The 22,843-nt window shown below is 55.4% G+C and carries 18 protein-coding genes; 10 read left to right on the plus strand and 8 right to left on the minus strand.

Annotated features, from left to right (window positions below; translation table 11 throughout):
* Window positions 1-43: 43 nt before the first annotated feature.
* Window positions 44-1,048, plus strand: a complete 1,005-nt coding sequence (locus VN577_07540; protein ID HWR14666.1) for an NAD-dependent epimerase/dehydratase family protein — start codon at window positions 44-46, stop codon at window positions 1,046-1,048.
* A complete protein-coding gene (locus VN577_07545; protein ID HWR14667.1) occupies window positions 1,014-1,838 on the plus strand; it encodes a WecB/TagA/CpsF family glycosyltransferase in 825 nt (274 codons plus the stop codon). The genes VN577_07540 and VN577_07545 overlap by 35 nt, the downstream gene beginning before the upstream one ends.
* Window positions 1,839-1,844: 6 nt before the next feature.
* On the opposite strand, the gene VN577_07550 is transcribed toward VN577_07545, so the two are convergent.
* Window positions 1,845-2,558 (minus strand): DUF268 domain-containing protein, encoded by a 714-nt coding sequence (locus VN577_07550; protein HWR14668.1) that lies wholly within the window; start codon window positions 2,556-2,558, stop codon window positions 1,845-1,847.
* Window positions 2,559-2,765: 207 nt separating this feature from the next.
* On the opposite strand from VN577_07550, the gene VN577_07555 reads away from it, so the two are divergent.
* The 5 genes from VN577_07555 to VN577_07575 all read left to right on the plus strand — a co-directional run bounded on the left by VN577_07555 (window position 2,766) and on the right by VN577_07575 (window position 9,438).
* On the plus strand, window positions 2,766-3,119 hold the full coding sequence (locus VN577_07555) for a hypothetical protein (GenBank protein HWR14669.1): 354 nt from the start codon (window positions 2,766-2,768) through the stop codon (window positions 3,117-3,119).
* An 80-nt stretch (window positions 3,120-3,199) separates the two neighbouring features.
* Window positions 3,200-4,489 carry a TolC family protein gene (locus VN577_07560; GenBank protein HWR14670.1) on the plus strand — a complete coding sequence of 430 codons (1,290 nt, stop codon included), beginning with the start codon at window positions 3,200-3,202 and terminating at the stop codon, window positions 4,487-4,489.
* A complete protein-coding gene (locus tag VN577_07565) occupies window positions 4,489-5,778 on the plus strand; it encodes an efflux RND transporter periplasmic adaptor subunit (protein ID HWR14671.1) in 1,290 nt (429 codons plus the stop codon). Before VN577_07560 ends, VN577_07565 begins: the two co-directional genes overlap by 1 nt.
* A gap of 11 nt (window positions 5,779-5,789) precedes the next feature.
* Entirely contained in the window at window positions 5,790-9,092 is a 3,303-nt protein-coding gene (locus VN577_07570) for a CusA/CzcA family heavy metal efflux RND transporter (GenBank protein HWR14672.1), read from the plus strand.
* Window positions 9,093-9,117: 25 nt separating this feature from the next.
* A complete protein-coding gene (locus VN577_07575; protein HWR14673.1) occupies window positions 9,118-9,438 on the plus strand; it encodes a hypothetical protein in 321 nt (106 codons plus the stop codon).
* Between the two features lie 102 nt (window positions 9,439-9,540).
* Here VN577_07575 and VN577_07580 read toward each other — a convergent pair whose 3' ends face one another.
* On the minus strand, window positions 9,541-10,929 hold the full coding sequence (locus VN577_07580; GenBank protein ID HWR14674.1) for a hypothetical protein: 1,389 nt from the start codon (window positions 10,927-10,929) through the stop codon (window positions 9,541-9,543).
* Window positions 10,930-11,283: 354 nt separating this feature from the next.
* Between VN577_07580 and VN577_07585 the strand changes: the two genes are divergently transcribed.
* From VN577_07585 to VN577_07595, 3 genes are all read left to right on the plus strand, one after another.
* Complete coding sequence (locus VN577_07585) at window positions 11,284-13,044, plus strand: ATP-binding protein (protein HWR14675.1); 1,761 nt, start codon at window positions 11,284-11,286, stop codon at window positions 13,042-13,044.
* A gap of 14 nt (window positions 13,045-13,058) precedes the next feature.
* Entirely contained in the window at window positions 13,059-14,576 is a 1,518-nt protein-coding gene (locus VN577_07590; GenBank protein HWR14676.1) for a hypothetical protein, read from the plus strand.
* A gap of 74 nt (window positions 14,577-14,650) precedes the next feature.
* Window positions 14,651-15,274: a hypothetical protein gene (locus VN577_07595; protein HWR14677.1), complete on the plus strand. Its 624-nt coding sequence runs from the start codon at window positions 14,651-14,653 to the stop codon at window positions 15,272-15,274.
* Here the strand turns inward: VN577_07595 and VN577_07600 are convergent.
* The 6 genes from VN577_07600 to VN577_07625 are packed head-to-tail and all read right to left on the minus strand — an operon-like array spanning window position 15,271 to window position 22,842.
* Window positions 15,271-16,290 (minus strand): radical SAM protein, encoded by a 1,020-nt coding sequence (locus tag VN577_07600; protein HWR14678.1) that lies wholly within the window; start codon window positions 16,288-16,290, stop codon window positions 15,271-15,273. The two genes, VN577_07595 and VN577_07600, sit on opposite strands and share 4 nt — an antisense overlap.
* Entirely contained in the window at window positions 16,277-18,208 is a 1,932-nt protein-coding gene (locus VN577_07605; protein ID HWR14679.1) for a methyltransferase domain-containing protein, read from the minus strand. The genes VN577_07600 and VN577_07605 overlap by 14 nt, the downstream gene beginning before the upstream one ends.
* Before the next feature lie 2 nt (window positions 18,209-18,210).
* On the minus strand, window positions 18,211-19,674 hold the full coding sequence (locus VN577_07610) for a radical SAM protein (protein ID HWR14680.1): 1,464 nt from the start codon (window positions 19,672-19,674) through the stop codon (window positions 18,211-18,213).
* Window positions 19,671-20,642, minus strand: coding sequence for a class I SAM-dependent methyltransferase (locus tag VN577_07615; protein ID HWR14681.1), 972 nt, complete (start codon window positions 20,640-20,642; stop codon window positions 19,671-19,673). The genes VN577_07610 and VN577_07615 overlap by 4 nt, the downstream gene beginning before the upstream one ends.
* Window positions 20,639-21,451 (minus strand): methyltransferase domain-containing protein, encoded by an 813-nt coding sequence (locus tag VN577_07620; GenBank protein ID HWR14682.1) that lies wholly within the window; start codon window positions 21,449-21,451, stop codon window positions 20,639-20,641. The genes VN577_07615 and VN577_07620 overlap by 4 nt, the downstream gene beginning before the upstream one ends.
* Entirely contained in the window at window positions 21,448-22,842 is a 1,395-nt protein-coding gene (locus VN577_07625; GenBank protein ID HWR14683.1) for a radical SAM protein, read from the minus strand. The genes VN577_07620 and VN577_07625 overlap by 4 nt, the downstream gene beginning before the upstream one ends.
* Window position 22,843 lies beyond the last annotated feature (1 nt).

The raw sequence follows: 22,843 nt of genomic DNA on the forward strand, positions 1-22,843 counted from the left end.
TGCTCACCTCCTCATTGCATCTAGCCGTTACGGAGGATTCTGAATGACGCGTAGTACGAGAGCTTTGGTCACAGGGGCTGGAGGTTTCATTGGGCATCACCTTGTAAAGCGTTTAAAGGCCGACGGCTACTGGGTTCGTGGCGTAGACCTGAAATATCCCGAATACGAAGACTCAGTCGCCGATGAATTTGAAATCCTCGATCTAAGGGAGTTCAGCAATTGCCTTGTCAGTACGCGTGGCGGAATTGACCAGGTATTCAACCTTGCCGCTGACATGGGTGGGATTGGCTACATCACTTCATTCCACGCTCTCGTTGCTCGCAACAACATCCTCATAAACGCGAACATGCTTGAGGCGGCACGACTGAACGCCGTCCGGACATTTTTATTCTCATCTTCAGCCTGCGTGTATGCGCAAGATAAGCAGACCAGTGCCGAAGTCACTCCGTTGAAAGAAGAGGACGCTTATCCTGCCGCTCCCGAGCCTGGATATGGATGGGAGAAGTTGTTCACCGAAGAGCTTTGCCGTTATTTTCAGGACGATTACACGCTGGACTGCCGTATTGTTCGCTTCCACAACGTGTTTGGTCCGCTCGGTACCTACGAGGGAGGACGCGAAAAAGCTCCTGCTGCCATTAGCCGGAAGGTGGCTCTCGCAACGGATGGCAGCGAGATTGAGATATGGGGAGACGGCGAGCAGACGCGGTCTTTCATGTATGTCGATGACTGCGTAGAGGGCCTAATCAGGCTGATGGCGTCAAAGCACAGCGCCCCTCTGAATCTCGGTACCGACCGCCTCGTCACCATCAATGAACTCGTCGATATCGTCTGCGACATTGCCGGCAAGCGACTGCACAAGCGACACATCCTTGGCGCTCCGCAGGGTGTACGTGGTCGTAACAGCGACAATACTCGTCTTCGCGAAGTGCTGGGCTGGGAGCCCTCCGTATCGCTGGAGGATGGGCTGAAAACAACATACAAGTGGATACAGCAGGAGCTTAGGAAGACTGTGCATGGCGAAGCCGCTGCCGCAGAACTCGCTGCTTGATCGCCCGCGGGTACGAGTATTGGGTGTTCCGGTCGATGCCATTGACCTGACCGGCGCTGTGCAGATCGTCGAGCGCGCCATTGATACTGGCCGTCGTGGTTATGTCTGTGTCACCGGCGTGCACGGCATCAGCGAAGCTCAACGAGATGTCCGCTTTCGTGCGGTCCTCGAGCGGGCCATGCTGGTCACGCCAGACGGCATGCCTACTGTCTGGCTTGGGCGGCTCGAGGGTTACGCTCATATGCAACGGGTCTTCGGGCCCGATCTGATGACCGCGATGCTGTCCCGTTCGGAGGAGTGTGGACATACGCACTTCCTTTACGGTGGGAAGCTCGGCATCGCTGACCAACTGCGGTCTAGTTTGTTGCGTAAGTATCCGGGTGCAAAAATCGTGGGTACCTTCACGCCTCCGTTTCGTCCGCTTAGCGACAGTGAGAAACTTGGCTTGCGCGAGAAGCTCGACGTACTGCGACCCGATGTCGTTTGGGTGGGGCTCAGCACGCCTCGGCAGGAAGTCTTCATGGCCGAACACTTAGAGGAGCTTGGTGCCAAAGTGATGATAGGCGTCGGCGCAGCGTTCGATTTCCTGAGCGGAAATCTTAGAGACGCTCCGCAGTGGATGAAAACGGCTGGTCTGCAATGGGCTCACCGCCTTGCGCAGGATCCGCGACGCCTTTGGAAACGCTATCTGATCAACAATAGCTTGTTCCTTTCCTATCTTGCACTTGAAAAGCTGGGATTACGCAGAACCACTTCAGTCCTTGGCGAGTCTCTCGAAGCCACGGAATAAGCCCTGCTACTTGCGTTTGAGCATGAGTTCGCCGAGCGCATACCGCTCAAGAACGATCGGATGATCAAGCGCCTCATTCGCTGATGTCTCGTACCACGGGCCTCTCGGCTGCTTGGCCAGGAAGCGCGCCTTCTCGACTTCGAATCCTTCCAGCAATTGTGGGAGCCGCTCTCGACCATAGACTCGATGCCATGGTTTGTGAACGGTGTCTATTCCCACTGGGACAGTCAACAGCACCACTCCGTCGTAAGAAAGCAGCGAACGGATCTTCTGCATCGCCTTAAGGTCGGCGTCCGGTGCATAAGTCGACCCGTAACGGCCTTCCAGGCCAAAGTGCTCAATCGCGGAACACGCCACAATGACGTCGAAAGCGGGCTGCAGTTGGAGCTGGTTGAAGTCTCCGTGGATAAACGTAAACCCGCTGACCTCTTGCGTGATACGCGTATCGAAATCGACGCCAGTTACCTCGTATCCCCGCGCCAGCATCGCAGGCAGCACTGGTGACTCGCCACAGCCGATCTCCAGAGCTCGCTTGCGCCCTTCAGGGAGGTTCACACAAATCCAGCCCCAGTCGATGATCTTCTCCCCCGCTAGGTCAAATCCACCTTTCGGGGGCCGTGGCTCGCCTCGGAGCCATGCTCGTATGCCGAAATTGCTATCGACACGTTTCGCGAACTGGCCAATTGCCTGGCCGATGGGAATGCTGGGAACAGTAGGCATCAAAGGTGAGATGCGGTTTGGGAGATATTGTGCTGCTCTCGCCAGACTGGACGGCGGCGCCACTCCAAGACGGGCCAATCTGACCGGAGCCCGGGCTTCTTTCTCAACCCAGCCAAGGTGCTTGTGACGTTTATCACAGCCACGAGGTAGTATTAGGAGTAAGGATATCTCATGCGTTTTTGGCGCAGATCGATTTCGGCGACTGTTATGGCGGCAATCGTACTTCTGCCGTTCCTGTCGATGGCGATGTGTGTGCCTCAAGTAAACGCGCCTATGCAGTGCCCGCCGGATTGCCCGATGATGGCCAAAATCAATATGGGTCATCACGGCATGGAGATGAAGTCGTCTAAGACTCCCGGGTCCTGCTGTGAGTTCAGGAGTTCGACTCCGGTACCTGTCACCGAATACAAGACGGTAACGCCGGTTTATTCCGTCGAGCCAGTCATTGCTTCCTCGCCTGTCGTTTCCACGTCGATGATCCGGCCAGTTGCTATTCTCGAAGCTTCGCCACCATCACTGCCGGTCGACTCACAAGCCCAACTCTGTACCTTCCTTATCTGATTTCTCTTCTCGCGTCCTGACGTGCACGGGCGCAGTGTGCCTGTGCGTGTGCGGAACTTTTCAACGAGAAGAGAAAGGTCATGTTTACGAAATCAGTGTTGTTTTTGCTGCTCGCGGCGGCATTGGCCGGCGCACAGCAGGCGTCCGTCAGTGGTCCGCCTCCGCAAAGCAGTGCACCGGTCCTGACACTCGATGAGGTCGTCAGTCAGGTCCAAGCTCAGAACCCGGCGATTTCCAATGCGCAGCGTCTTGTTGAAGCTCGACAGCGTCGAGTGGTGCAGGCCGGAGCCTTGCCCGATCCAACTCTATCGGTGTCGTACATGGGAAGTGCCGTTCCATTCAAGACAATGGAGATGGATCCCTCAAGCTATCGCGGCATAACCGCGATGCAGATGATTCCACTCGGCGGCAAGCGCGAGTTGCGACGCGAGATGGCTCGCAAGGAAGTAACTGCAACTGAAGCCGATCAGCTTGCCGTGAGACGTCGACTGACCGCCGACGCGAAAGCGGCTTACTACGACTACTTCTACTACGGCAAAGCGCTTGAGATTACGAACCGAAACAAGGCTCGACTAGAGCAGTTGGCCGACATCTCAGAAGCCCGTTACAAGGTCGGCAAGGCGATGCAGTCGGATGTGTTGCGGGCGCATGTTGAGGTTTCGATGTTGCTTCAACAGTCCGTTTCGCTCCAACAGCAGCGTGAGACCGCAGTAGCCCGGCTGAACACTCTCATGAATCGCGATCCTGAATCGGCCCTTCCACCCGCTGCAGACGTAGGCAAGAGTGCGCTCCCTACATTCGCCGCACTGGCCGCAATCGCAGAGATTAACGACCCAATGCTCCAGAAGGAGCAAAGCATCGTTGAGCGGAGCAAGGTTGCGATCAACATGGCCCGCAAGGAATACATTCCCGATCTCTCGGTCGGCTACATGTACCAGCAACGCCCGGGCATGGCCGACATGTACGGCCTGCAGTTCTCGCTCAATATACCAATCTTCTACAAGTCGAAGCAGCGCGAGGGTGTGGAGCAGGCCAAGCTGGAGCTCGATTCAGCGGAGAAGAGTCGCGCATCGCGGAAATTGGAGTTGGAGTACGAAGTAAAGCAGATGTACGCAATGGCTCAGAACGCGAACAAGATGCTCGACCTCTATCAAAACGCCATCATTCCACAGGCAGAACTTGCGCTCCAATCGGCGGAGTCTTCCTACGCCGTCGGAACAGTGGACTTCCTCACCGTCGTAACGAACTTCACCACGATCAACGGATACCAGATCGACTATTACCGCCAGCTCGCGGATTACGAAACAGCTTTGGCGCGGATCGAGGCGCTGACAGGCGACCTGACGCAGGTCAGCAAGGAGGCAAAGTAATGAATAGCAACGTTCGCAAAGTCGTTCGTGTGGCCGCCGTGCTCATTGTCGTCGGAGTTGCCGCAGTGCTCATTTTCGGCCGCGGATTGATCCCATCGAGCGCACAGCCATCCCATGCCGGCCAGGCTTCCACAACAACCGCGCAACACGCAGACAGTCGCAAAGTTCTCTATTGGTACGACCCGATGCACCCGAACTACCGGTCTGACAAGCCCGGCACTGCTCCCGATTGCGGTATGGATCTGGTGCCGATGTACGAAGGACAGGGTGGTGTCGAGAACGGGATGATCAAGGTCACTCCCGAAAGGCAGCGTATCCTCGGCATCCGTACAGCACCGGTGGAAGAAAAGGTGGTCACCCGGACCCTGCGTACTTCGGGCCAGGTGGTTCCTGACGAGACGCGAATCGCGCACGTTCACGTAAAAACGCCCGGCTGGATTGAGAATGTGTACGTCGATTTCGTCGGCCAAATGGTGAAGAAGGGACAGCCGCTCTTCACCATCTATAGTCCCGATCTGGTCGCAACCCAGGAAGAATACCTAATCGCCAAGCGAGGCCAGCAACAGCTCGGCTCCTCGTCCTACATGGATGTCGCTCATAACTCCCAGTCGCTGCTCGAATCAGCTCGTCAGCGGCTGGAGCTGTGGGACCTCACTGAGGCCCAGATTCAACGCCTTGATCAGACAGGTCAGGTGAATCGCACCATTACCGTCTATTCGCCCGTTACAGGTTACGTGACCGATCGCAAGGCGTTTCCGCACGTCGCGGTTAATGGTGATTCCGACATTTACACCATTACCGACCTCTCGCGTGTGTGGGTAACTGCGGACGTCTATGAATCGGAACTGCCTTATGTGAAAGTCGGACAGCCCGCGAACATTAAGCTGAGTTATGTTCCGGGAAAGACCTTCTCCGGTCGCGTCACGTACAACTATCCAACTCTTGATCCGCAAACACATACGGCCAAGGTGCGCATTGACGTGCCGAATACCGGCCTGATGCTGAAGCCGAACATGTTCGCCGATGTGGAACTGGAGATCCGCTACGGCAAACATGTGGTGGTGCCCGAGGGCGCTGTATTGAATAGCGGCACCATGCAAACCGTGTTTGTCGTCCACGACGACGGCAAGTTCGAGCCTCGCCAGGTGAATGTCGGGCCGACGGTGGATGGCCAAACCATCATTGAGTTTGGCCTGGAGAAGGGAGAAGCGATCGTCAGTTCCGGCAACTTCCTGCTCGATTCCGAGAGCCGCATGAAATTTGGTTCCGGCGACGAGCACCAGCACTGAGGAGATGAACAATGATTAACAGAATTATCGAGTTCAGTGCCCACCACAAGTTCTTGGTCCTCATGCTTGTAGCTGTTGCCACGGTGTTGGGCTGGCACTCCCTGCGCAACACCAAGCTGGATGCTATCCCCGACCTTAGCGATACGCAGGTAATCGTCTTTGCGAAGTGGGACCGCAGCCCCGACATCATCGAGGACCAGGTCACATACCCAATCACGTCGGCACTTCTGGGAATGCCGAAGGTGAAGGATATCCGCGGCTTCTCCGACTTCGGTTTCTCGTATATCTACATTGTCTTCGATGAGGGGACGGATATTTATTGGGCGCGTTCCCGCACGCTTGAATACCTCAATTCCGTCACGCCTCGGCTGCCGAAAGGCGTCAATGTCGAACTTGCGAAAGACGCGACTGCCGTTGGGTGGGTATACCAGTACGCACTCGTCGATGAGTCGGGCAAGTACAGCTTGGACCAGATGCGCAGCTACCAGGACTGGTACCTCCGCTATGCACTTCAATCCGTTCCGGGTGTCGCCGAGGTGGTTCCTGTCGGCGGTTTCGTTCGCGAATATCAGGTCAACATCGACCCCAATCGCCTGCTCGCCTACAAGATCCCGATCAACATGGTCTCGGAGGCCATCCAGAAGTCGAACAACGAAGTGGGGGCCCGGTTGGTCGAGTTCTCAGGTCGTGAGTACATGGTGCGCGGCAAGGGATACATCAAGTCGCTCGACGACATCCGCAACATCGTCGTAATGACAAATCCGCAATCGGGCACTCCTGTTCGGGTAAAAGATTTGGCGAGCGTGACGTTCGGTCCTGAGATGCGACGCGGTGTTGCGGATCTGGATGGAAAGGGCGAGGTAGTCGGCGGAGTGGTCATCATGCGCTTCGGAGAGAATGCGGAAAAGGTAATTGAGCGCGTGAAGGCAAAAATCGCCGAAGTCCAACCTTCATTCCCGCCGGGCCTTAAGCTCGTTCCGACGTACGATCGCTCCGAATTGATCGATCGCTCCATCGACAACCTGACTCACACTCTCATTGAAGAGTTGATCATCGTCAGCCTGGTTATCCTGGTGTTCCTCTGGCATTTCCCCAGCGCCGCAATCCCGATCATCACGATTCCGATCACGGTGATTCTGGCATTCATCCCGATGCAGCTGTCAGGAATGACGGCCAACATCATGTCGCTGGGCGGAATCGCCGTTGCTATCGGAGCCATGGTGGACGCCGCAGTCGTTGTCGTCGAGCAGACACACAAAAAACTGGAGCATTGGGAGGCAGAAGGCCGCAAGGGCGACTACAAGGACGTAGTCGTTTCAGCCGTGAAGGAAGTTGGCGGTCCAAGCTTCTTCGCGCTGCTGGTGATTGCTGTCTCGTTCCTGCCAGTCTTCGCGCTTGAGGCTCAAGAAGGACGACTCTTCAAGCCACTGGCATTTACGAAAAATTTTGCGATGGCGATCGCGGCTGTTTTGGCTATTACTCTCGATCCAGCCATGCGCCTTCTCTTCACACACGTGAAGGAGTACAACTTCCGTCCGAAGTGGCTGGCTCGCATTACGAATGCTTTGCTCGTCGGCAAGATTCACACTGAAGAGAACCATCCCATCAGCCGGCCATTAATGAAGTTGTACCACCCGGTCGTCGAGTTTGTATTGGAGTGGCGTTGGTTGACAATCGCCGCTGCCATTCTCCTGATGGTCGCTACAATCCCCGTATTTAACAAGCTCGGCTCAGAGTTCATGCCTCCGCTCGATGAAGGCACCTTGCTCTACATGCCGACAACGCTGCCTGGCATCTCCGTTTCGGAAGCCACCCGGATCCTTCAGCAGCAAGACAAGGCGCTCAGTAGCTTCCCGGAAGTCGAGCGGGTCTTTGGTAAGGCTGGTCGCGCTGAAAGCGCTACGGACCCGGCGCCTTACTCGATGATGGAAACTACGATTGTCCTAAAGCCGCACGATCAGTGGCCGAAGCGCAAGCGCTGGTATTCCGATCACGCTCCAGAGTGGACGCAGCGTATTCTTCGCCGTTTTTGGCCTGATCACAAGACCACCGACGAACTGATCTACGGTCCGGGTGGCTTGAACGAAGCAGTCACGTTTCCCGGTGTCGCGAACGCCTGGACGATGCCGATCAAAGCACGTATCGACATGCTGACGACTGGCATCCGGACACCGGTCGGTATCAAAGTACTTGGCTCTGATCTCAAGGAAATCGAGAAAATTGGCCGGGACATCGAGCAGGCACTGAAAGATGTTCCTGGAACGGCGAGCGTCTTTGCCGAGCGCACGACTGGCGGCTACTTCCTGGACTTCGATCTCAAGCGCGATCAACTGGCTCGGTATGGGTTGTCGGTCGATGACGCGCAGATGGTCTTGATTTCCGCCGTCGGCGGAGAACCCGTCACCACAACGATTGAGGGCCGCGAACGCTACCCGGTGAATGTCCGATACTTCCGCGACTACCGCAGCGACATTCAGACACTGGAGCGCGTCCTCGTCACTACTCCTGGAGGCGCACAAATACCCCTCGGCCAGATTGCGACCATTTCGATGAAGACGGGTCCGGGCATGATTCGCGACGAGAATGGTCGTCTCAGCGGCTATGTCTATGTCGATGTTTCAGGCCGCGACGTCGGCAGCTACGTCGATGAGGCACGCCGAATCGTCTCTGACAAAGTGAAGGTGCCCACCGGATACCAACTCACCTGGAGCGGACAGTTCGAGTCAATGCAACGCGTGAAGGAGCGCCTGAAACTCGTGCTGCCGATCACGTTGTTCATCGTCTTTCTGCTGCTCTACGCCAATACGGGATCAGCAGTAAAGACCAGCATCATCCTGCTCGCTGTCCCATTCTCGGCCATTGGTGCGGTCTGGCTGATGTACTGGCTTGGTTACAACATGAGTGTCGCAGTCTGGGTGGGGCTGATTGCTCTTCTTGGCGTCGATGCCGAGACTGCAGTCTTCATGCTGCTGTATCTCGATCTCGCTTACAAAGACGCTCGCAATAAAGGTCGCCTGAACAGTTGGGACGATCTCCGCGAAGCAATCGTACATGGCGCAGTGAAGCGCCTGCGTCCGAAAGTTATGACTGTAGCCTGCATGCTGTTTGGACTGCTACCAATCATGTGGTCCAACGGCGCAGGTGCTGACGTGATGAAACGAATCGCAGCCCCCATGATCGGCGGCATCGTAACCAGCTTCATCATGGAACTGATTGTCTATCCACCAGTTTTTGCAATCTGGAAGTGGAACTGGGAAGTAAAACCCGCGCTCGCATGCAAAGTGCAGGCGCAGGAACTGGTACATGCGGAATAACAATAAGAATGAACGGAGCCAAGCAATGAGAATGAATATATTCGTGACACCCGCCCTCGTAATCGCATTCACACTCTCCGCGTTCGGCGCGCAGACTAAGTTGACCGGCGTTCTCACCGACGATATGTGCACGAAGAAGCACATGATGCCCGGCAAACCCAACGGGGACTGCGTGCGGGAGTGCATCAAGCATGGCGCAAAGTACGTAATCGTTTCAGATGGAAAAGCAATTCCGGTCCAAGGAAAGGAAGACCAACTCAGTGGCCTGGCTGGGAAGAAGGTGATTGTATCCGGTGAGTTGAAGGGAAAAACCCTTGTGGTTACAGCCGTCGAACCGCAACCGTAGGGAACTGATGGGCGTGGGCCGTCCACGATCTGCGGCCCCGCCAATGTCAGCGCAAGAGATTACTCGGGGCGAGTTCGCTTCGCCCCGAGTATCTGTCACGCATCACTGTTCGTCTTCATTCGGCAACGATTTCAAATATTCCACCAAATCCAATTTGTCCTGCGCCGACAATCCCAAGCTCATGCATTTGTCGTAATGGTCTACAACCGCGTTTAAAGTCGCGAACCTACCGTCGTGATAGAACCCTCCTTTCTGATGTGTCCATAGCCCATTGAGTGGCGCAGTCCGGTATCCGCGGTCCGGTGCACGATCCGCCTGGAAGCTATCGACGCAAACGTCGCTTGGTTTGTGAAGATTCCAACCGGGCTCCGTCCAGATCGGCTCCACGTGGCAGGTGCTGCATTGGCCTTTACCGCTGAAGACCTTGTCACCGCGCTCCGCAGCAGTTTTGTCAAAGCTGCCGTCCGGAGGTGCGGGCGCAGGAATTGCCAATTGATACTGGTGCAGAGCAGGCAATTTGGATGTTATGAGATCAGGATTGTTTCTAACGTGGCCAAAGCCATTTGCCGCAGCAATCGGGAACTGCGTCGCATTATCAAGTCGTGGATCGAAAAAGGTGCCCTTGCCATGCATCTCCAGGTTCGCAACGAAAGCGTTCCAGTGCGTCACCGAACCCCAGCCAGTCCATGTGTGGAGGTTCACGCCAGCCAATCCAAAAGCGGGCGGAATCAGTGTGGCGGCGGACACGTTCGTGCCGGTCACTACCCCGTTCGATACCTGCTGCGGATTGAACGCTTTTCCGTCCATTAAAAGGCCAGCATCGAACTTTCCCGGTCCCCAACTGTTCAGCACCGCACGAACCGTAGCGACATCGGTTTTAAGGAGATCGGCAACCGGCTGCAAGTTGGGAGCTGCCGCAACAATCGCACCAACGTTCAGGTCACGGTTGGCCCATCCATCCAGTCGATGGCCAATGCCGGGAGCCATCGAATTGTCCACAGTGGAGTGACACATTGCACACTGAATCCCCGTGGACTTCAGAGAGCCATCGGCATTGAAGATTCCTGTGACGCCAATCACCGCGTTCAGTTTCAACAAAGCGAGGGTGACAGCCGGATCATCGACATCTACCTGGCCCTTCTTTAGTTGTTGCTGGAGTGCTTCAGGGAGAGCGTCGACATCAACTTTCAGGCCGAGCGCCAATGCTGTGCGCGGACTTACGCCCGAGCCAATTCCTCCAAACCGGGCACCTTCAATCGCTTTATGCAGTTGAAGCGTATCTCCCCAAAACTCTTCATCTCCAAAAGTATCGAAGCGAAACGTTTCACGGCCTTCCGTAATGGCGGATTGGACATTCGCCAGAATCGCGCGGTCGAATTCATTTAAGTGCTGATTATGCCGAGGTGATGAAGCGACAGGTTGTTTCCCAACAAAGACGACGGCGCAGCAAATTGCGAGCGCAACGGTGTAGACGATTCCAGTACGTGACATTGGATCGCTCCTCTCACCGCAACGGAGGGTCTACGAGCCGGATAGGTTACAAACTCAAACGAAAAAACTTTATCGTGAAATTTAGCGTAACCAATTGCGGGCATTCACGCTCTTTGTATCGACTGCAACTCCGCAATCTGTGTGGAAAGGCGATATTCTTTAATATCGTCCGGTCGTGCCCACTGCGTACAAATGGCGAATTGTAAACAGTTTGCAATTTATTCGCATAAAAGTCCTTCGCAGTTGCCCAAAGCTGTCAAATACCCGTAATCTCTAAGACATTCCTATGTCCCGTCCAGCTGCTGGGCTATCCAGATGCGCTATTACATCAACGTGAACAACTAGGCGGCGCACGTGCGACTTCGTCTGCAAAGCCAACTCGTGATCGTCATGATTGCCGTTCTTTCCGTGCTGACGATTGTGAGCCTGCTTGTCCTGCGGCACAGCGTTCAAACGGAAGTGAGACGGCAGACGCTGGATGCTGTCGCGAGCTCTGTTCATGCTTTCGACCGGCTTCAAGAGCAGCAATTTGCAAGCCTCCTCAGAACGGCGTCCATGATGGCGGAGCTACCGACACTCAAGGCGGTGTTGGCAACGAAGCATCCGACTACGATCCAGGATGCCTCTGCTGAATTTTGGAAACTCTCGGGCACGGATCTGCTCATTCTCGGCGATACAGCCGGCGTACCGATGGCGGTCCACGCATCGGTAGCGAATCTTGGCACTGAGTCGGCGAATCGGATTCTGGCAGTCCGCAGCGCTGAAGAGCCGGAATCATGGTGGTACGACGAAAGCGGGCTTTACAGGATTGTGAGCCAGCAGGTAACGGCAGGATCGGGCAAAGACCAGCAGGCATTGGGAACAATTGTCCTTGGATTGCGAATCAATGATGCAGTCGCGCAGGAAATCGGCAGGCTTACTGGCACGGAAGTGGTGCTCGGCGTCGGTGACTCCATTTTGGCTACGACGCTGTCATCTTCAGATCGGGCTGGCTTGAAGGATGTTTTGCGAAATCAGTCCGGCGAGCGGGATTCAGTTCCGCGCGAAATCAGGATCGGAAATAGGCGATTCGAAACAGCGTCCATTGTTTTGCAAACCGGCTCCAAGGCAACGGTGCGCTGTTATATGCTCATTCCGCTGGAAGAGACGTACGCGTTTCTCTCGCGACTGAACATTACCATCCTCGTGCTTGCATTAATGGTTGCCCTGCTGGGTGCGGCTCTTCTGCGTGTCATATCCAGTGCGATCACCCGCCCCTTGGAAAAGCTGGTCGCGGCGGTGAAGGCGTTGGCGAGTGGCGACCCTAACTACAGGGTGGAACTCAAAGGCAGCGTTGAGGTAAAGGAGTTGGGTTCTGCCTTCGTTTCCATGCGAAGGGATCTTGTGGAGTCTCAGCAGAGGCAGATCGAAGCGGAAAGGCTCGCGGCACTGGGAAGAGCGGCGGGTTCTATCTCCCACGACCTTCGGCATCATCTGGCTGCACTCGTGGCTAACGCCGAGTTCCTCCACGATTCAAAAGGGCCGGATTCTGACCGTGACGACCTTTACCGCGAGATTCAACGTGCTTCCGACCAGATGACCGTGCTGATCGATTCTTTAGTTGAAATTTCGCGCGAACGCAGCACCTTGTCCCTTGCTGAAGATGAACTCCAGCAAATTGTGGTGCGCGCGCGGGACTCGCTAAAAGCGAATCCAGACTTTCGGCAGCAGCAGATCGACATCACTTCTTCGTGCGATACGCGAGGTATGTTTGATGCGCAGAAGCTTCAGAGAGCGTTCTTCAATCTTCTACTTAATGCCTATGAAGCGACATCGGCCAAGTCGGGAATGGTTTCCGTCGACATCAAAAGCGTGGGAGACACGCTAGAGTGTCGGATCACGGACAACGGCCATGGCATTCCAGACGCAGTGAAGGTGTCGATGTTTGAACCGTTCGTGAGTGCCGGAAAAAATAATGGCACTGGGCTGGGCCTGACCATCGCGACGAAAATCATAAGAGATCACTCGGGCGAGGTCGTGCTGGAGAGCACCTCCTCAGAAGGCACAACCTTTCTGGTTCGTCTTCCACGTAGGTCTGCGCCCGAAAGAACGGCTCCCGCCAGCGCAGTTATGTAGAACAAGGAGTTTGTATGAGTCGGCCATCTACATGCATCCGCCGCTCTATTGGTGTTATGGCGATATTGTTCTGTCTCGGGTTGAGCACAGTCGACGGATTGGCTCAGACAAAGGAGAAAGTCGCGAGTGCCGAACTGACGGAGATGATCGTCCAATTGCGTTCTGAACTGACTGAGACTCGGCAGCGACTGGCCGTAGCGGAGCAGCGGATTGCACGATTGGAGAACTCGTCTGCAGAGGAGCAGGGAGAGGCCGACGCTTCGCCGCATACCAAGGAAAGCTATCCGTCTGCCGTAGATCAGCCGCACCAGATGACCGCCGACAGCGACTATTCGGACGGAGGTACGTTTTCGCTGCTGAGATCGCAAGTGGCGGAACAACAGCAGACGAAAGTCGAGAGCACTTCCAAGTATCGCGTAAAACTGTCCGGGTTCATCCTGATGAACGCATACAGCAATCGGGGCGCGGCGGACCATCCGGATCTCGCGAACCGGGCGTTTCGTGACGGACCAGGGAGTGTGGGCGCTACGTTACGGCAATCGATATTCGGAGCGCAGGTGATTGGCCCTACGCTGGCGGGCGGGCGATCGAGCGCGAATATCAGCATTGATTTGGCGGGAGGATTCCCGCAACGTCCTTATGGCACGACCATGGGCATCTTGCGTTTGAGGCAGGCAAGCGGTCGGATCGACTGGGAGACAACGTCCCTGATGTTCGGCCAGGAAACGCCGATTATTTCGCCGCTATCACCAACAACGTTTGCCACGATAGCCGAACCGGGATTCTCCTGGGCAGGGAATCTCTGGGTATGGACGCCGCAAGTGATCGGAGAAAAGAGGATTCGAACCTCGGATTCGAGCTACTTTTCAATCAGCGGCGGGTTGGCAGCACCAACGACAGAGGATATCCCGTCTTCTTCACAGTTCGTCGGACCCAATGCAGCAGAACTTTCCAGGCGACCCGCATTCGAGTTGACCGCGGGATGGCATGGAACGAGATATGGCCAGCCGATGGTGGTAGGGCTTGGCGGATTCTCAGGGCGACAAAGGTATTCGTTTGGCAGAAGTGCGGATGCATGGGCTGGCACGGCGTATTGGGACCTTCCTCTGTTCAAGTTCCTGTCGTGGAGCGGAGAGGCGTATCGCGGGCAAGCGACCGGAGGGCTTGGAGGGGCGGTATGGCAGTCTGTGGCCTACGACGGCGATCCAGATGCTCAGTCGACAAATATGAAGCCGTTGAATTCAATCGGCGGTTGGTCGCAGGTCAAGGTGAAGGTACACCCCAAGTTGGAGTTCAATGTGGCGGGTGGGCAGGATAATGTTCTCGCCTATGATCTGCGGTGGGCACCGCAACTGACGAGTGAGTACTCATCGCTTTTTGCCAGAAACAGAGTAGGTTTCGTGAACGCAGTGTATCGTCCCAAATCGAATTTGCTGTTGAGCGTGGAGTATCGCAAACTGTGGACGTGGCGGTATACGGGTGCGGGGAATTCGGCTGATCAGGTCAATGTGGGGGCGGGGGTAAGTTTTTGAGGGTGCTTAAGCTGCTTTCGAATTCTGCGCTTTTCCTATGTGCGACGCTCTTCGCCTCGGCACAGGGAATAGTCGTGGCGACCCATATCGATATCGATCATGTACATCACGATGCTATTGGCGACAACAGCAACGCGGTGGTCTGGTTGACACCGTTAGAGGGCGGCAAGGAAGCAAAGCCAGTCCCAAATGCCAAGTTCACCATCAGCCAAAAAGACAAGCAGTTCATCCCGCATGTTCTGGCGGTGCCGATAGGGACAAAGATCCAGTTTCCGAATAAGGACCCTTTCTTCCACAACGTTTTCTCGTTGTACCAGGGAAAGAAGTTCGATTTGGGCCTGTATGAGGCGGGCTCTTCGCGCGAGGTTCTCTTTGATAAACCGGGCGTGTCGTTCATATTCTGCAACATTCATCCGAACATGAGTGCATATGTCCTTGCGTTGGACACAAACTACTTCGACGTGACCCGCAAGGATGGGCAAGTGAGGATTGAGAATGTGCCGCCGGGGAAATATCGATTGCAGGTGTGGTACGAGCGGGCGGAGGACGCTGAACTTGCCAGACTTACTCGTATGTTGGAAGTTGGCGAATCCAACATTAAGGTAGGCACAATTCACGTTAAGGAATCACCGAAGTTCCAGCCCGAGCATAGCAACAAACACGGCAAGCCGTACGATCCTGAACCGCCTCCGTATTAATCCTTGTAATTCAAGGAGCAGACACATCGACGGCAGATGGGATTGTGAGTTACATCGAGAGCCTTCCGAAAATCTACTGCTGCAGGTTTATTGAGAACTTCTTGCAGAGAATGCTGGTTAATGTCCCCGATCTGTTCGTGAAAGAAACATGGACGCACAACTCCGTCTGTTTCGAGAACTGCTGATATCCAAGGCGCGTTGCAGATGGGCGCCGGAGGGAGCGCACCCTCGATGAGCGCTCGGAAGTGCCGAGCGATTCTACGCAGTTTGTCCGGCGATTCTCGAATGTAGCCTGAATCAATCTCAAGTGCGCGCTCAACAATCAGAGATTCGATTTCCGTTTCCAAGGTGCTGACTTGCCTGCTGTCGAGAGCGATTTCATTCTGGCGTTGAACAGGCCACACGAGGTTGCGGTTGAAGGCCGTCGAGGTAACATCTGCCGCAAGAAAAGAGATACTTGCCAGCCCGAGTGATTGCGCGGTGGCAACCGTGTCGCGAAGATGGTCGAAGTTGGATTTCTGAACAGTGGTTCGGGCGGACATTGTAAAGTCCGGACGGAGCCCGCGAATCACGTTGGTTGCGCGCTGAATACGGTCGCAAGCGCCCGGCACTCCACGGATCTGGTCATGAATTGCGGAGGGACCGTCTAGCGAGATGATGCAATCGTCGACATGATCGCAAACGGATTTGCAATGCCGCTCAAGGAGCAAACCGGAAGTTAGCAGCGTGATCCTGATGCCCAGAGACTTGAGGAACGTGCACACGGAAGGGAAATCGGAGTGCATCAAGGGCTCTCCGCCTGTCAGCACAACCCATTTGACCTTCAGTCGTTGCAGATCGTCGCGCAGACCGTGAAGGGTCTGTAGCGAGAGTTCGTGGGACTCGGTGCGCTTCCATATATCGCACATTGTGCAGCGGCAGTTACACCTGCCGTGCAAGTTCAGGATCAAGATAGGAAGCGTTGTAATGTCGCTTACGGCTTCGGAACCAACCCTAGCTTCTTCAGCAGTAGCCATGGCAAACCCTTTTCCCAGCTATGCTGACGGTCGGGCCAAGGATTTTGTGCGCTTCGTCCAGCAAACGCTGCATTGGTGCCCTGACCCAACGGACTGTGCCTTCAATCTCAACAGCTTCCAATTTGGACGTTAATTCGCGAGGCATGCGGTCGTGCAGAGTCGTCGAAAGCAGCTGGATTCTTCCCCCGAGCAGGACTAGTTCCACCTCACGGAAGCTGGATCGAATCAGGGACTCGGCCGGGGAGAGTCCGCGATTCCTGATTGCGACAAGATCGGCAATCGCGCCTTCAAGAAGGGAGCCTTCGCCGTCGCTCAGTTTCAAAACGTCGGAGGAAAAGAGTGTGACGTTCCGGAATAGTTCCGGCGCCGAAAAACCCATCCGTTGATGGGCGAAGTTTAGTTCGTCGAGCAAATCGCCGTTTGCGGTGAGCGGCGAATCGGTGCCGAGCGCAACCCGCTGGATTGAGCGGATGAAGTCGGCGTCTTGCGGATACCGAAAAAGGAAGTCGGCGGAGCTTGGACACCATATGAGTGCCGCACGACGGTAATTCAACAACGAAGCATCGCGTTGGTCTAGGGCAAGTCCATGTACAACGACGGTAGAGGAATTGAGAGCTCCTAGGGAACTAAGTAGTGCGAGTTCTCGACGGCAGCGAGACGTGGTGCCTTCTCCCAGATGGATGATGAAGGGAGTGTCCGGTGAGCCGGACTGAAACCGTTCGAACACGTCTTCTTCGAAAAAAAGAGAATGCGCCCAGCGATAATCGCGCAGCACGCGAACGGGAAACTCAGGATCGCTGAAGTCGGGCTCATATGGATTGTGATGACAAACAGTGGTTACTCCGGCGAGCAGGTTACGGATTGCTCCCCACCACAGACGAACGGAACGAGGCACTTTACGCTGCGTGGCAATCTCGTCTGCGAATTGATTGTGAATGTCTTTGGCCCACTCGGAAGCGCTGGAGTAGGGTCCATTCCCCATCCTAGGGAATAGTGCAAAGTCGAGATGATCGTGAGCGTTGATGAGCCCGGGAAGGAGTAAATACCCGGACAGATCGATGTCCGCTCGCAGCCTGGAGGACGAGTGCGTGATCTGCTGAATACGTCCGCGTGATATGGAAACGCTGCAAGGTCTGGCTACGTTGCTAGAGAACGCGACATCGCCTCCGGACAGTCGGAAGGAGTCGCGGAGCTTGCTCGTCCTGACCACAGGTGCAGCTATCGCAGGCTTGCGAAGGCGCAGGATATAGATCGGCGGCCTACCGGAACAACTGCGGATTACGTCTGCCTTGCCTGCTCTCCGTAAAATCTCACGTTCCGGCGTTCCAAAGAGAGGCTCGATTCTAGCTGATATCTCGAAGCCACAACGGCGAGTCTCCGTTTCAAGCTCGGTGATGCTGCGAGACACTGTTGGCAGCGATACCTCCCGAGCGCCAGAGATGAAGCCCCGTTTCCACTGCAGGAGGTTTGAGGTTTCGGGATGAATATCGGAGATGAAGAACTCCGCACCAGGACGCAGGACGCGCCATACTTCGATGAGCACCTTTTCCAGATTCTGGACATGGCTGACCATAAATGACCCGATCGCGATATCGAAGCGATGGGACCTGAGAGGCATGGCGGTAGCGTCCGCAAGTAACAGATATGCAGAGCATCCAACATGTATGGCAGCGCGCGATAACATTTGTGCGGAGCTGTCGATTCCAACGATGGCACTGGCTTCGCGTGCAGCAAGCACAGCCGACCAGCGGCCCGTTCCACAACCGAGGTCCAGTACAGAGCACCCTCGAATGGAGGGAAGGAGCGGTTTCAGTATTCTGGTTTCGAGCGCGAGCATGGGGTTGGGCTGCTCATCGTACACGGCAGACCACCCATCGAACTGAAGCCGAGTTTCGCTCGTGGCGAGTGAATCAGACACGGCTACAGGCTCTCCCGCTTGGGCTTTCGCAACTCGATGAACTGGTGTGCCCACTCAAGTTCCTTGGGGAATGCGTAGGTTTCTGTTTTGTAGCGCCATGCACTCAGAGTCTTGAGAAGAACTCGGCTCCAACGAGGAGCACGGATATCCTGCACCGTCGGCCAACGCGCATTGATGACGGTTTCAAAGTTGTCAATGAGGTCCTTGGTCGCTTTCGTTAACCATGGCGTGTTCGGGTCTATTCGAAGCGTGAAGTCCATCCAGCGCTTGGTCGCCCACTCTTCCGGCGTGGCTGGGAAAGAAATCTGGCCGTCAATCTTGCCGTACATCGAATCGCGCTGCGGTACAGGAGTGTAGTGATAGATGATGATTTCTGATTCCGGATTTATGTGTTTTATTTTGCGGATGAAGTGAAGCGTTTCGGTGGTATCGCGTTCCGGGTCTCTCGGGTTACCGATCACAAATGAGAATTCGGGAATTATGCCGAATTGACGGATTCTGGCCGCGAGTTCGAGCGTCTGCGCAGTCGTGATTCCTTTTTTCATTTCCTTCAGCGCCCAGTCAGAGCCGGATTCGGCACCAAAGAAAATCATGGTGCATCCTGCGGCGCGAAGTTTCTGAAAGGTATCATCGGAGTACCGGCACATAATGTCGATACGTGCTTCGCACCACCAGCGAAGATTGAGCAGAGTCATGCGATCGGCGAGTTCGCGGGTATGCGACTCGGCCAAAAAGAAATTCATGTCGTAGAACTGGACCGAGTCGGCGCCGTAGCGTTCCTTAAGATGTTCGAGTGTGGAGGCGGTCCGCGCGGGTGATTCCATTAACTCGCGCGTCCCGTATGCGGCATGAACGCCGCAGAAGCTGCATCTGAATGGGCACCCAATACTGGCGTGATGCACCGCCGTGCGTTTTCCGAAGAATGACGGCCGCAGGTACCGCTCAACGAGAACACGGTAAAAGGGGGTGCGAGGGAAGGCATCGGGGCCCTTCATCAGGCGCTCGCAGTTGTGGCGATGCAAACCGAACATATCCTTGTAGGAAAGGCCTGCAACGGTGTCGAGGCTGCGGTTTCCACGAAGCGCGCTTATCAATTCGAGCAGAGTCTCTTCGCCTTGTCCACGCACAACGTAGTCGACGTACTTTGCATTCAGCGCGGCATCCGGATAGATAGAAGGGAAGTATCCACCCCAAACAATTGGCAGCTTCGGATGGCGGAGTCGAATTTCGCGACTGGCTTCCATCGCGGCGACCATCTGCGGACCGGGCATCACGGTTACCCCGAGTAGCTCAATGTGGTCCTTTTCGATAACAGAAAGCAGACTGTTCACCGCATGGTCGTCGAGGTTACCGTCAATGATTACGTAGTCTTCGCGGCCTTCGAGTACGGCCCCGAGAGCCAGGATCGAAAGCGGTAGGCGACAGTTCCGCGGACGCGTCGCCCTGGGATTGAAAAGCAAGATCACTTCCGAACCTCCGCGACGTAGATGCGGAAACGTGAGGGCTCCCGGGTTCCTCTAAGCTTTGCCAGGAGAGGCCGAAGGTGCCAGCGCCACCCATAGAACGGCCTGTATATCTGCCAGCGTATGCCGAATTCGCGTTCAAGTGCTGTCAGTCGGGCATCTGTCATAAACTCCAAGCTGCACAAAGAGTCGGATGCGAATCCGTATTCGCGGCGAAAGGCCTGTCGGCGTTCCGCCACCATCCGGAGGCCGCTATCGGGGTTGGAGTACCAGGCAGTGTCAGCGATGATGACGGATCCACCAGGTCGGAGACACCGAATACTTTCGCCCAGAGTTCGGGCGAAATCTTCGGAGTAGTGGAATGACGCGTTAAATATGGCCATATCGAACTGGTTATCTGCAAACGGCAAGCGATCCAGTTCTGCCTGAAACCGAGGGAAAAGTTCGGGAACGGATCCTCGAAAGAATGTGGCGGCTCCGAGACCATCGGCTTCGTTCGTCAACAAGTCGACCGCGACAGGGCGGTAGCCGCGAATAAGGAGTCGGTAGCTGAGCCAGCAGTTTCCTGCGCCTAGATCAAGGATGCTGGGCGAGTGGCCTTTCCTACGAATGATTGCAGGAAGAATGCGATCTTCAATGTAGCGAAATGTTGTTCCACGAATCTTCCACTGAGCTGCATTCCGGTCGGTATGGTCGGAGTAAGGAAGATTAAGGTAATAAGCGGCATCAGAGCTGCCGCGGCCTTCCTTGGACCGAACAAACTCATACTCCCTGATGAACTGCTCGAAATGCCCGGCCCTTTCGGGAAGAATGCCTCTCCAGATTCCGTTTTCACACGGGATGCTCAGGTTGCAATGGGAGCAGACGGCACGTGTACCGCTTACGCGGTAAAGCGAGTGCTCGCATCTCGGGCAGCGCAGGGCCAGTCCGGTGCCCGCAACGGGGATGTTGATTCGTACGGTTGCACTCATCGGGTCACCTTCTCGAAGACCACCAAGACGTGATCGCCAAGGACGCGAAAGAGCGGCAGGGTAGCGAGTTGTCGATCGAGAGCCTTAAGCATCTGGAGTGTTTTTGGATGTGATCGTGCCCAGTGTTCGAGGTAAGAGGGCGGAATACAAAGGCCGACGGCACTAATGCTTCGAACTCGGAACCAGGGGCTGAACGCTTCTCTCATTTTGGCCAGCGTCGGGTAGGTGACTGTGAATTGCTGCCCGTCGAAGGACTTTACTACCCTGCCGGATAGCCTACGAAACGCGCGCTTAGCATCGAAGCGAACACCGTAATATAGGAGCTCCCACGCGCAAATACGCGAAGATACACAGAGCACCATTTTCGATCCAACTTTCACAACTTTGCATAGAGTGGCAGCGAGTGCGGCAATGTCTTGCACGCAGTTCAGCCCTGAGAAGTTCGACAGCACACCGTCAAATCGCTGGTTAACCAGGTTCGCAATATTCTCGGTTGGGAGACACAGAAACTGAATCGATCCACGCGTGCGCACATTACTCGACTTACGCGACGCAACGTCAATCATCGACTTGGAAGCATCGCAGGCCAGAACGTGTATCTCTCTGTGAGCGAGAAACAGAGCGTCTTCGCCCGTACCGCAGTTCAGTTCGAGAACGCGATCCCCAGGCTTGAAAACCTGTGAGAGCACGGCCCAAACGGATTCTCGCTGCGCCGTCCCAACTACCGAATACGTGAATAGAGTGTCGTATTCGTAAGCGATTGCATCGAAGGCGCGACCTGACGCGGTAAAGGTGCTCAGTGTCATCATCCTTGTGCCTCGCGTTGCGCATCACGGAGAAATCGCCGGGCGGAGTTGATCCTGGCTTCGAGATCGTGGGCGAACTCTGGAGATGTTTCAGCGACTCGCGATGCACGTTGCAGTGCCATTTCGTCACGCAAGAGGGAGTCGGCTGTTTCGTAATAGGATCGAGGATGTCGCCCCCGAAGAGTGATCTCCCGATCGCTCGTCTCGGCCCAGGGCTTGACTTGGGTGAGCCTATCTTTCACTTCCTCGTAGTAAGGCGTGCCTTTGATCGGGTAAGCGACGGTGGTGAAGAATATGTCCGGGTCCGTGCGCTTCAGGTGCTCGAGAGTTGCTTCGATGTCTGAAAGATCCTCGCCTTCGTAACCCCACATCAGAAACATGCCCGTCTGAATGCCGCGTTCGCGGCAGAGTTCAACGGCCGTTTGAACTTCGGATGTTGTCACGTCCCGCTGCATAGCATCGAGGACGCGTTGAGATCCGCTTTCTGAGCCGATCCAAATGCGGAAACAGCCAAGCGTGGCCATGAGTTCGGCGACCTCTGAATTCATCCGGTCGGCACGGGTGATGCACTCGAAAGGAATGTGCAGATTCCGCTGACGCATCTCGCTGGCGTAGGTTCGAAGCCAGGCGTGATGGATAGTAAAGACGTCGTCGGCGATCCACATCATGTCAGGCTGATATTCGGAAATTAGGCATTCAATTTCGTCCACGACAAGAACGGGATTACGTCGCCTGTGGGTCTGGCCATAAACCTGGTGACTGCACCAGCGACAGCGGTAAGGGCACCCACGCGCAGTGATCAGAGAAACAGAGCTCTTGCCGTGGGCGGTGCGCCATGCAGATAGATACTTGCTCATGGCAATGTCGCCACGCGCCGGCAATGGTTGTGCGTCGAGGTCGCGAAGCTGAGCCCGAGGTCCGGTAATCCGGACGGCTTCGCCCTCATCGAGAAACGCGATGCCGGCAATGTGGCGCAGAGACTCAAAGTCGCGTCGCAGAAGAATTGGAAGCAGTTCCTCCATGGTGACTTCGCCTTCGCCGTTGACCACGATATGCGCGCCGCACTCCAAGTATTCTTTCGGATACGCGCCTGGCTCCGGCCCGCCGACCACGCAAATCCAGCCAAGTTCACGCGCCGCCCGAAGTATCTCCACGACGTGCTTTCGCGTCATTAGGTTCGCGTAGATTCCCAGGATGGCAGGCGTTTCTGTGCGGAGTACTTTGTAGAGTTCTTCTCGGGTTGAAAAGGTGGAGTCGAATACCTCCACATCAAATCCTTTTTGGCGTAGATGAGAACAGAGGTACAGGATTCCCAAGGGCGCGTAGGGCTTCATGATCTGAAGCTCTTTCGCGTCCTCGTTCAGGAAGTAGCCGTGCGTCAGAAGGAGGTCCACG

Source organism: Terriglobales bacterium, from assembly GCA_035561515.1.
In the GTDB taxonomy this organism is placed as follows: Bacteria; Acidobacteriota; Terriglobia; order Terriglobales; family Acidobacteriaceae; genus DATMXP01.

Coding starts and splice junctions, on each gene's coding strand:
- VN577_07565 (HWR14671.1), top strand. CDS start 4,489: ATGAATAGCAACGTTCGCAAAGTCGTTCGTGTGGCCGCCGTGCTCATT.
- VN577_07545 (HWR14667.1), top strand. CDS start 1,014: ATGGCGAAGCCGCTGCCGCAGAACTCGCTGCTTGATCGCCCGCGGGTA.
- VN577_07620 (HWR14682.1), bottom strand. CDS start 21,451: ATGATGACACTGAGCACCTTTACCGCGTCAGGTCGCGCCTTCGATGCA.
- VN577_07555 (HWR14669.1), top strand. CDS start 2,766: ATGGCGGCAATCGTACTTCTGCCGTTCCTGTCGATGGCGATGTGTGTG.
- VN577_07590 (HWR14676.1), top strand. CDS start 13,059: ATGAGTCGGCCATCTACATGCATCCGCCGCTCTATTGGTGTTATGGCG.
- VN577_07600 (HWR14678.1), bottom strand. CDS start 16,290: ATGGCTACTGCTGAAGAAGCTAGGGTTGGTTCCGAAGCCGTAAGCGAC.
- VN577_07540 (HWR14666.1), top strand. CDS start 44: ATGACGCGTAGTACGAGAGCTTTGGTCACAGGGGCTGGAGGTTTCATT.
- VN577_07560 (HWR14670.1), top strand. CDS start 3,200: ATGTTTACGAAATCAGTGTTGTTTTTGCTGCTCGCGGCGGCATTGGCC.
- VN577_07615 (HWR14681.1), bottom strand. CDS start 20,642: ATGAGTGCAACCGTACGAATCAACATCCCCGTTGCGGGCACCGGACTG.
- VN577_07550 (HWR14668.1), bottom strand. CDS start 2,558: ATGCCTACTGTTCCCAGCATTCCCATCGGCCAGGCAATTGGCCAGTTC.
- VN577_07575 (HWR14673.1), top strand. CDS start 9,118: ATGAGAATGAATATATTCGTGACACCCGCCCTCGTAATCGCATTCACA.
- VN577_07580 (HWR14674.1), bottom strand. CDS start 10,929: ATGTCACGTACTGGAATCGTCTACACCGTTGCGCTCGCAATTTGCTGC.
- VN577_07570 (HWR14672.1), top strand. CDS start 5,790: ATGATTAACAGAATTATCGAGTTCAGTGCCCACCACAAGTTCTTGGTC.